This window comes from Streptomyces sp. WELS2 (genome assembly GCF_013870595.1).
GTDB lineage: Bacteria > Actinomycetota > Actinomycetes > Streptomycetales > Streptomycetaceae > Streptomyces.
In genome coordinates, this window is sequence record NZ_JACBWZ010000726.1 from 1 (window position 1) to 3,162 (window position 3,162).

3 protein-coding genes are annotated in these 3,162 nt (G+C 73.1%); all 3 read left to right on the forward strand.

The window, feature by feature from the left end:
- The first annotated feature begins 69 nt into the window (after positions 1 to 69).
- The 3 genes from gnd (at position 70) to H5J33_RS28820 (ending at position 3,070) form a co-directional block, all read left to right on the forward strand.
- Positions 70 to 948, forward strand: a complete 879-nt coding sequence (gnd, locus tag H5J33_RS28810; protein ID WP_181797753.1) for a phosphogluconate dehydrogenase (NAD(+)-dependent, decarboxylating) — start codon at positions 70 to 72, stop codon at positions 946 to 948.
- A 6-nt stretch (positions 949 to 954) separates the two neighbouring features.
- Complete coding sequence (locus H5J33_RS28815) at positions 955 to 1,542, forward strand: histidine phosphatase family protein (protein WP_181797754.1); 588 nt, start codon at positions 955 to 957, stop codon at positions 1,540 to 1,542.
- A gap of 64 nt (positions 1,543 to 1,606) precedes the next feature.
- Entirely contained in the window at positions 1,607 to 3,070 is a 1,464-nt protein-coding gene (locus H5J33_RS28820) for a membrane-associated oxidoreductase (RefSeq protein WP_181797755.1), read from the forward strand.
- Positions 3,071 to 3,162 lie beyond the last annotated feature (92 nt).

A 3,162-nucleotide genomic window follows, 5' to 3' on the forward strand; every position in this document is an offset into this window, starting at 1 on the left:
TCTCGACCCGTCCAGCACGGCCCTCGTCGCCGCCTACCGCACTCTCAAGAACGCATCGGAGAACTGATCATGCAGCTCGGTCTCATCGGCCTCGGCAAGATGGGCGGCAACATGCGCGAGCGGATCCGCCGCGCCGGCCACACCGTCATCGGCTACGACCGCAACCCCGAGGTCTCCGACGTCAAGAGCCTCGCCGAACTGGTCGAGAAGCTCGACGCGCCCCGCCAGGTGTGGGTGATGGTCCCGGCCGGCACCGCCACCCAGACCGTCATCGACGAACTCGGCGACCTGCTCTCCCCCGGTGACATCGTCATCGACGGCGGCAACTCCCGCTGGACGGACGACGAGAAGCACGCCGCCGCGCTCGGCATCAAGGGCATCGGCTTCGTCGACGCCGGTGTCTCCGGCGGCGTGTGGGGCCTGAAGAACGGCTACGCGCTGATGGTCGGCGGCGAGAAGGAGCACGTGGACCGGCTGCGGCCGATCTTCGACGCGCTCAAGCCGGAAGGCCCGTACGGCTATGTGCACGCGGGCCGGGTCGGCGCCGGGCACTTCTCCAAGATGGTCCACAACGGCATCGAGTACGCCATGATGCAGGCCTACGCCGAGGGCTGGGAGCTGCTGGAGAAGGTGACTTCCGTGGACAACGTCCGCGAGGTGTTCCGCTCCTGGCAGGAGGGCACGGTCATCCGCTCCTGGCTGCTGGACCTCGCGGTCAACGCCCTCGACGAGGACGAGCACCTCCAGGGCCTGCGCGGCTACGCGGAGGACTCCGGCGAGGGCCGCTGGACGGTGGAGGCGGCCATCGACAACGCCGTGCCGCTGCCCGCGATCACCGCGTCCCTGTTCGCGCGGTTCGCCTCGCGCCAGGACGACTCCCCGCAGATGAAGATGATCGCCGCGCTGCGCAACCAGTTCGGCGGCCACGCGGTCGAGAAGAAGGGCTGACCCGCCGTGGGGGACCTCCTGCTGGTCCGCCACGGTGAGACGGAGTGGAGCAGGTCGGGACAGCACACCAGCTGGACCGACCTGCCGCTGACCGGACAGGGCGAGGAACAGGCCAAGTCCCTCGCCCCGCTCCTCACCGGCCGGACCTACGCCCGCGCGCTGTCCAGCCCGCTGAGCCGCGCGCTGCGCACCGCCGAACTGGCCGGCATACCCGGGGTCGAGCCCGATCCCGACCTGCACGAGTGGGACTACGGCGGCTACGAGGGCGTCACCACCGCCGAGATACACCGCACCCGCCCGGACTGGGACCTGTGGACCGACGGCGTCCCGCCCGGCCCCGAGGGCCACCCGGGCGAGTCACCGGACCGGATCGGCGCCCGCGCCGACCGGGTCCTGGCCCGCGTGGCGCCGGCGCTGGCCGAGGGGGACGTGGTACTCGTCGCCCACGCCCACTTCCTGCGCGTCCTCACCGCCCGCCGCCTGGGCCTGCCGGCCGCCGACGGCCGCCTGTTCCAGCTGGCCACGGCCACGGTCAGCCGCCTGTCCACGGAACACGGCCGCCCGGTGATCGCGGAGTGGAACGTCCGGCCGTAGCGTGACGGCCGCCGTCGGAAGCGGAGATTGACAGCCGGTTCGGTGCCGGGTCAGAGTCCGGCTGGTGGAGATCGACAATCTGACGGCGGCCGAGGAGCGGGTGTGGCGGGCGTTTCCGCGCGGGGAGTTCGTGGACTTCCGGGAGGCGGCCGACGAGGATCTGGCCGGCGCGGCCGGGTGGGGGCCCGAACGGACCGTACGGGCCGGGGTGCTGCGGGCGCTGCTGCTCGACGGGGAGCGCGAGGACGGGGAGATACCGTCGCTGAGCGTGGCGGGCGCCCGGATCACCGGGCGGCTGGATCTGCAGTACGCGACGATCGACCACCCGGTGCGGCTGCGCCACTGCCACTTCGAGGAGGCCCCGCGCTGTTACGCCGCCCGGCTCCGTGAGCTGAACCTCAGCGAGTCCGTGCTGCCCGGCCTGGTCGCCCACGCCGTGCACGTGGACGGGGTGGTGCGGCTGACCCGTGCCCGGTGCCACGGCACGGTGCGCCTCGGCGGCGCGCGGATCACCGGCAGCCTGTACCTGGAGGGCGCCGAGGTGGCCGCGCCCGGCGCCGAGGAGCCGGTGCTCCAGCTCGACCAGGCGGTGCTGGGCGCCGACCTGTGGGCGCCGGGGCTGCGCACACGGGGGCAGATCCGCCTCAACGGCGCGAGCGTGGCCGGGTCGTTGAACCTGAACGAGTCCCGGCTCGGCAACCCCGGGCACGCCGCGCTCGACGCCGAGACGCTCACCGTCGAGGGGGACATGCTGGTGCGCGGCGCCGAGGTGCGCGGCTGGACCGGTCTGCGCGGCGCCCGGATCGCGGGGCGGCTCGACCTGTCGTACACCCGGCTCGCGCATCCGGGCGGTACGGCGCTGCGGGCCGGCAGCTCCACCATCGGCGAGCTGTGGCTGCGCAAGGCCCCGCCGATGGAGGGCGCCCTGAACCTGCGCCGCGCCCAGCTCGACGTACTGCTGCTGGAACCGGAGTCGGTGCCGGAGACGGTGCTGCTGGGCGACCTGACGTACACCTCGCTCGTCCCGCACGAGCCGGCCGAGCGCCGGCTGCCGATGCTCCGGCGCGAGCGCGACGGGTATGTCCCGCACGCCTACGAGCAGTTGACGGCCGCCTACCGCCGGGTCGGCGACGATCACGCGGCCCGGCTGGTGCAGCTCGCCAAGCAGCGCCGGCACCGGCACACGCTGCCCTGGTACGGGCGGCTGTGGGGCCTGGTGCAGGACGTCACCGTCGGCTACGGCTTCCGTCCGCTGCGTGCCGCCGGCTGGCTGCTGTCGCTGCTCGCGCTCGGCTCGCTCGCCTTCGCGCTGCACCCTCCGCGTCCGCTGAAGGCGGGCGAGGCGCCGCCGTTCCACCCGGTGTTCTACACGCTCGACCTGCTGCTGCCGGTGATCTCCTTCGGGCAGGACTCGGCGTTCGCGCCGCGCGGCGGATACCAGGTGCTGGCGTACGTGCTGGTGCTCACCGGATGGATCCTCGCGACGACGGTGATCGCCGGTGTCACCCGCACGGTCAGCCGCCCCTGAGCGCTCGTCCGCGCCGTCAGCCGTCCGTGACCCGGCCGGTGACCAGACGGTCGTCCTGGAGCGGCTGTCGGTCCACATGGCGGGCAAGCGTT